The organism is Cuspidothrix issatschenkoi CHARLIE-1 (genome assembly GCF_002934005.1).
Classification (GTDB): domain Bacteria; phylum Cyanobacteriota; class Cyanobacteriia; order Cyanobacteriales; family Nostocaceae; genus Cuspidothrix; species Cuspidothrix issatschenkoi.
On sequence record NZ_PGEM01000063.1, the window covers coordinates 1 to 7,308 of the forward strand.

The following is a 7,308-nucleotide window of genomic DNA, read 5'->3' on the forward strand; positions in this document are numbered from 1 at the left end:
TATTTAGTCTGGAAGAGCCATTACTATTACCATAATTACGTTGCTGAAAATATGGTGGTGATGTAATAATTAAATCAAAAGTGTCATTTTCTATTTGTTTGAGTATAGATAAATTATCACCAAGAATAATTTTATTTTTTAAATCTGATATTGCTTGTAATTTCATCTGATTTTATGCAACTGGAAATTTTTTATATGAGGGTTTTCAAGGTGCGTTACACTATCGCTAACGCACCCTACTTACAAAGAAATAGGATTACAATTTCTGAAATAATTGCTGTACCCATTCTAATTGAGTGGTTTCCTTGACAATTAAGAAAATACCTAATCCTAAAAGCAAAACTAAACCAGTTTGCATGACACTTTCTTGAATTTTATTAGGTAACGGTTTACCAAATAGACCTTCAATTAGTAAAAATGCTAATTGTCCACCATCTAAAGCGGGAAGAGGCAAAATATTAATAATTGCTAAGTTAATACTAATAATTGCCGCAAAGGAAAATAAATTGGTGCTATCACTAGCAGCTAATTGAGCGCCAATTTTGACAATTTTTACAGGACCAGAAACTTGTCCTACTGTTTGTCCAAAATTAGTAATTAACTGTCCAAAACCTTGGAATGTTCCTACAACTAACTGTTGAAAGCGATTAGCCGCCACTGTGAAAATTTCACCAATATTTTGGGGACGGCGATAGGTGGCTTTACCATTGGGGACTAATTCAATGCCTACTAATCCTTTACCATCAGCACCCTGTTTAGGAGTTACTTTGATGTTAGTTTGTTGGGTTTCATGTTGAATTTTGAGGTCAATTTCTTGATTAGGATGGGTTTGAATTTCTCTGGTCAATAATGTAGTTGCATCCTTACCTATAGCAATTTCTTGACCATTCACAGCCAGAATAATGTCTCCTTCCCTTATCCCTGCTTGGTATGCTACGGATTCTTCGTTTATGGGTTTGACAAGTACACCTGGTTGATATTGAAATTCTTGAGGTATACCCACAATTCCCAATTGCAAAGCCAACATCAAATAAGCAAAGATTAAATTGGCGATAACACCGGCACTAATGACAATGGCGCGGTCTAAAACTGGACGGTTACGCAGCAAATTCGGGTCATTGGGAGGAATTTGGCTATCTGGGTCATCATCAGGAAAGCCAACAAAGCCACCTAAAGGGAAAGCGCGGATGGTATATTCCGTTTCCGGTCCTTGGTATTTTAACAGTGTGGGGCCAAAACCCAAGGAAAAGCGGTTAGCGTAAATACCTTGAGAACGGGCGGCTATGAAATGTCCTAACTCATGGACTAAGATCAAAATAGCCAAGACTGCGATCGCTGCTAAAACTGACATAGAGCAAATTAATCAAAATATTCGGATATATATTCCTATTGTAGTTTGGGAATGGACTAAGAAACAAAATCGGCTATTTTCGGTTTTCTCTCATCTCCGTGCAAATTCTCACCCCAAACATTTGTGGGAGCAAAATTCCTTTACATTATTGATGCTAGTACATATATTAAAATTTATACCCTCTCGCCAGCCAGTATTGCCAATCTGCTAATGCTTCTTTACTGTCTTCATCCCCATCTATAGCTTCAATTTCCGATAACTTGGCTGTAAGAGTCTCGTCGTCCTTACCGAAAATAGTTATATTAGATTGGAGTGAATTAAATATTTTGGGGGACTTTACCAAATGCCTAATCCACAGAATAACGAGATTAAAATTGATCCAGGTACTCTGCTTGTGATTGTATCCGCTCTGATATTATTACCCCTATTACTTACTGGTTTTTTAGGTCAATAAATTATCTGCATAATTAAAGCTAGGTTATTTCCACTAATTGGAAATAACCACAGCCACCCCTGAATTTTTCCCAGAGTTTAAATATCAACATTGATATTTTCTATCTGTCTAGCGGCTTTATCCCACAACTTGGCAGTTTCTTCATCCTTCCAGTGGGTTCTGAGATGTTCCGCTTTTTTATGACATATACGCTCTAGCATCTCTAAAATTGCCGCTAGTGTTAATTCCTGGACTAATCCTTCTAAAGCACTCATATATTCTTTCATAACAGATACCCCTTTAATTTGTAATCAAAATTGCGGAAATTTTGCCCATCTCCCCTGTTAAACATAAATACAAGAACTGCAAATTATTCTCAATTATTTGTGACCTTTATATTATCCACTAAATGAGTTGTGAATTATAGACTTCTTCTTGATTCTCTACATTTACACCAAATTGCAGATCAACGAGGTACAAGATCTAAATTTAAACCTATACCTATAGACAAAAACACTTTTACCCCTGACCCCTGATCAACTTATACTGAGCTTGGTATGCCCTGATCTAGTCGAAGTAAGACGAAGTGCTGACTCGGTGACTTCTGAATTCTGCTGTATGCTTAACTTACCTGAATTTCATCAAATTGATTAATTACCACATCTGCACCTTGAACATGATCTGCTCGACTAATCCAAGTAATGCCAATACAACCAGCAGCTTTAGCATGACGTGCCATCTGTATATCTCCTACAGAATCTCCTACCATTAAAGTTGCTGATGGTGCTACTCCCAAAGCTTGACAAGCCGCCAAAAACAATGCCGGATCTGGTTTACTTGGTCCTGCATCCACTCCCATTTCCACTTGTAAATAATCTCTAAGTTGGTGAGTGGTGACAAAGTTTTTCACATCTTCTGTAGTTGCAGCCGAGAGAATTCCTAATTTTAAACCCGCAGTTGATAAAGACTTTAATATCTCCAAACTACCCACAAATAGAGGCGATGGGGTTTTCTTGACATATTGTTCAGCTTCTTCTAATGCTTGACGGGCGATTTTTAAACACTCAAACCATCCCCTTCCCGTTTCAGCAATGTAAGCTGCTGCTGCAACTTCTGTTTCTTGGCGACTGGCTACGGACATCAAACCTGCTGGATCTAAATGATTACCATCAATGCCAAAAGCCATTAATAAGGGTTCACCAATACCAGGGATTTGTGAGTCTATAATTCTCGCTGATTTTTGTCCTAATATTCTTAAATATGATTCAGAATCTTCAAGGGTCCCATTTTTATCAAATAAAACCGCCTCAATATGAGAAAAAGTCAAATTTTTACATTTGATAGTAGCCAAAATCTTACACACCTTTAATATAGCATGAGGCAGGGGGGGAAGCTTTCTCCTGTCTGATGGCCTAGCCCGTGGCGTAAACCATGTTTTCAGTTTCAGTTCCTATCTCATTCAACTACATACCGCAGGTCAGTGTGTGGTAGTTCACTTACGCCAACCTACTTACCAGTGTGATAAACATTGATTGTAGTAGTTAATAATTTGTGCAGCCACTTCAGAAGCCGTTAAACCATCGGTTTGTAATTCAATGGCATCTACTGCTTTTTGCAAAGGGGAAACTTTACGGGTACTATCTTTCAAGTCCCTTTCAGCTATTTCCCGTTCTAACTGTTCTAGGCTTAATATTGAACCTGTTTTTTCAAAGTCCTGCTGACGACGACGGGCCCGTTCACCCACGGAAGCAGTTAAAAAGATTTTAATTTCCGCGTCTGGGAAAACATGAGTACCAATGTCTCGACCTTCTGCCACTAAACCACCACGTTGACCCCAACTTTGCTGTTGTTGAACTAATGCTTGACGAACGGCACTTTGGGCGGCGATCGCTGATACTTGAGACGTTACCTCAACTGTACGGATTTTTTCTGTGACATCCATATTATTAATCTGCACTTTCACAGGAGATTGCAGACTTTGGCTAGGAGTCAATTCAATTTTACACCGAGTAGCTAATTCAGCGATCGCACAATCATCATCCATAGCAATACCTTGTTCTAGCACTAGCCAAGTAATGGCTCTGTACATAGCACCAGTATCTAGATACACTAACCCTAACTGGTGCGCCACTTGGCGAGCAACTGTAGATTTACCAGCCCCCGCAGGCCCATCAATGGCGATAATTGGCTGACGATAGCTACCCTTGCCACAACTATCGCGCAAAATCATATTATCAATCAAGCGTGTAGAACCAAGACGAGCAGCGATCGCCAGCATTCCTTCATCCTCAACTTTATCTAAAAACATCAACGTAGTCGGTTCAACTAATTCAATATATTCCAAGCTGATATTGCTAACTTTTGCGATTTCTTGCCGCGCCAATGCTATCAGTTCACTACTGTCACGAACGCCAGCTCGAAACGCCGCTTCAGCTTGCCGTAAACCTTTAAATAACACTGCTGCTTGCTCTTTTTCTGTGGCAGTCAAATATTGATTACGAGAACTTAAAGCCAAGCCGGACACCTCCCGCACCGTAGGACAAGCAACAATTTCTACTGGCAAATTCAAATCAGCTACTAACCGTTTAATAATTGCTAGTTGTTGTCCATCCTTTTGCCCAAAGTAAGCTCGGTCAGGTTGTACCAAGTTAAAAAGCTTAGTGACAATCGTCGCCACCCCTTGAAAATGACCTGGCCGATAATTACCACACAAGCTAGATATCATAACAGATGGAGGGATCACTTGTGTCACGTGAGTTTCTTTTATATTCTTCCGAGGCACACCAATTTCTTCCGGAGTTGGGGCAAAAATTACGTCTACTCCAGCTTGTTCACACAATTCTCGATCTGCTTCTAAGCTGCGGGGATAGTGTTGATAGTCTTCATTGGGTCCAAATTGCAAGGGATTGATAAAAATGGTGACAATTACCGTCGAATTTTCTTCTTTAGCTCGGTTAATTAAGTTTAAATGACCTTGATGTAAACCTCCCATAGTTGGCACTAAACCCACTGCGGTAGGATACCAAATACTTTCTTCATCCCATCCCAGATCATCTGGTCTGAGATCGTTTTGCCAACGGTGGCGACGCAAATAGCAGTGTAAGGCGGCAACAGTTGTCAGCACACGCATAAAAATACCCCTAGTTCTTTTTATCTTCTCCCCCGCTAGTGTATATCCGATAGCGTGGCTTGGCATAAAGCATGATGGGGAGATATAATAGACGAACTAGAGGCAGATAAGTGAACAGCGAAAAGAGAACCGGATCTGGCAGGGAGCTTATCTTCCTAAAACCTCAAGATTTATAGGAGCAAGACCACTACTAATCATGCCTAATAGGCGAGCCGCACCAGCGGAAAGATCCAGAATTCGACCACGGATGTATGGACCTCTGTCATTAACTCGCACAACCACAGAACGACCGTTACGGGTATTAGTAACACGGATTTTTGTCCCTAAAGGCAAAGTGCGATGAGCAGCAGTTAATCCTTCGGGATTATATCTCTCACCACTGGCTGTCCTTGTGCCAGAACCATCATAGCCGTACCAAGAAGCCATACCTTGAAATCTGAGTTTGACATTGCCAAAGGCAATTTGCCGGCGTTGCTGTGGTTTCGACCGTAATTTTCTGGCTGGTAGGCCTGCAATTACGTTAACGGGAGACGCGTTACCAATGAGTCTTCGCAGTCTATTTGTTACTTGTAAGGCATCCTGTGCCAAATTATCGGTAGTATCTGCTAGTCTTGTAACTTCATTGACTTCTACCAGTTCTTGACCGTCAATCTGAATGGTGTAGCGATCTCCTGACGATTTTTGAACAGAAAAGCCTGGCTTTTGGGCTTTATTGTAAATGGGAGATTGATCTTCTGGTTTCCAACTGACGATAATTTTAGTTGCGTCTATATTCTTATCAATCAGTTGATTGATTCTAGCTGCTATCAGACTAGCTTTCTGAACTGGATCGTTGTCAGTCGTGCTATATTCTGGGCTGACATTAGATTGATTGCCAAAATTACCAATTTTGGCTAGGTTAGTTGGCATCACAGGATTAGAAATATCTTCACTATTGCCAACTATTCCTACTTTAGTTTCTTTGTTTGTAACTGGGTTAGCCACTGGAGTAGAACCCAGGAAGGTGAGAACGGGAAGATCCCGAACATAAAGAGTTGCTGCTTGTAAACCTCGAATACTATGCGGATGAACTCTGGTAATCACAGTATCTGAGATGGGGTTTTCTGTCGAGGATTGATATTCTCCTATTTTGACGGCTTCACTGGTGGGTGATGTTTCAAGATGGGGAGAAATTTCCTCACTGGTTTGAGTTCTACCTACTGAAGGAAAGCTCAACACAGTTAGGGCGATAATTGTTTGGGCAGCGACAGTGCTCCACAAATGTCTTTGATTCATGAGTCCGATTTTCAAGCGAGTGTAGAACTGAAGTTGTTTGAATTGGGGCTGTTCACCGATAATAGTGAAACCCTGAATAAACTCGAATCCGTTCCGCTTTCACTTTGTATTTTGTAACTGAAACAGATTAACATGAATTTTTCCTCTTGGGGATCGGGGTTTTACCGTAAGTCTTTCAACCATGACAAAATTTATAATCGGGTTTTGGCTGTCAAACCGTGATTAATTCAGGACTTTGGCTATGTAACGTTTTTTTTAAGATTTATTTTTTTTTTTTTTCAAAGTTATAACACCGCGATCGCTTTGATCCCAAATTACTACCTAATATTTATTCTCAGTGTCTGCAAAGTACTGAGTAGTAAAATGTTTGTCAAGGTAATTGATGCTTTGATAATATTTTACTGGTAAAATATTGATCACATTAATTAATAATTGCCTAAAAATATTGTTTTATAATTATGACTTACGCAAGATTCATGAAATAACGAACTACATAGACACAGAGGTAACAGAGAAATGAAGATTTGAAAGATATTTTGCGTAAGTCCCGATCATCTTTTTTAGCTAATAATACTTTCCTATTTGTTACTAATACATAGTATTTACTTTACAGGTTTATATGTATTAATACTAAAAATTTAAAGATTATGAAAGTATTAAATCTGACACAAAAGTTTAAGCAGGATCAGCACTTAATCTTTAATCAGTATTTCTGCTCACTCCAAGATCAATGATCAACGAGAAAATAAAAAAATTGGATAAGCGCGTCTATACAAATAAAATAAGTAACAAAAAATACATAAATTTTGTTTTTTACGGATACTATTCAGTAGTCAATTTTAAATCTAGTCATTAACATCATTTCTCATTCAGAAAATCCAGAAATACTGCCAACAGCACTTTTAGATATTCTCAAAGAATTAGACTCCCAGTATAAAGCCCTGAAAGATGGTGTCTTAGCCAACTACATTCCCGAATTAGCCAAAGTCAACCCCGACCTATTTAGGGGTTGCTGAATAAAGCTATAACCGTTTATTAATGGGGGTTTTGCGGATTTTAAGAACAAGCAAGTGCAAGGTTTTGGCAAATGGAGTCTCAAAACAGTTACATTTTTCCTTG

General features: G+C 39.2%; 6 protein-coding genes. All 6 read right to left on the reverse strand.

Annotated features, from left to right (window positions below; genetic code table 11):
- Positions 1-256: 256 nt before the first annotated feature.
- Positions 257-1,351: an RIP metalloprotease RseP gene (gene rseP, locus CUN59_RS09380; RefSeq protein ID WP_104387603.1), complete on the reverse strand. Its 1,095-nt coding sequence runs from the start codon at positions 1,349-1,351 to the stop codon at positions 257-259.
- Positions 1,352-1,517: 166 nt separating this feature from the next.
- A complete protein-coding gene (locus CUN59_RS09385; protein WP_243406908.1) occupies positions 1,518-1,694 on the reverse strand; it encodes a calcium-binding protein in 177 nt (58 codons plus the stop codon).
- A gap of 188 nt (positions 1,695-1,882) precedes the next feature.
- Positions 1,883-2,071 carry a hypothetical protein gene (locus CUN59_RS09390; protein WP_104387605.1) on the reverse strand — a complete coding sequence of 63 codons (189 nt, stop codon included), beginning with the start codon at positions 2,069-2,071 and terminating at the stop codon, positions 1,883-1,885.
- Between the two features lie 335 nt (positions 2,072-2,406).
- The gene (locus tag CUN59_RS09395) at positions 2,407-3,135 is read right to left on the reverse strand and encodes an HAD family hydrolase (RefSeq protein ID WP_104387616.1); all 729 of its coding nucleotides are present in this window, start codon (positions 3,133-3,135) and stop codon (positions 2,407-2,409) included.
- Between the two features lie 159 nt (positions 3,136-3,294).
- Positions 3,295-4,914: a bifunctional pantoate--beta-alanine ligase/(d)CMP kinase gene (locus CUN59_RS09400; protein ID WP_104387606.1), complete on the reverse strand. Its 1,620-nt coding sequence runs from the start codon at positions 4,912-4,914 to the stop codon at positions 3,295-3,297.
- 147 nt (positions 4,915-5,061) lie between these two features.
- Positions 5,062-6,189, reverse strand: a complete 1,128-nt coding sequence (locus tag CUN59_RS09405; RefSeq protein ID WP_104387607.1) for a septal ring lytic transglycosylase RlpA family protein — start codon at positions 6,187-6,189, stop codon at positions 5,062-5,064.
- Between the last annotated feature and the right edge of the window lie 1,119 nt (positions 6,190-7,308).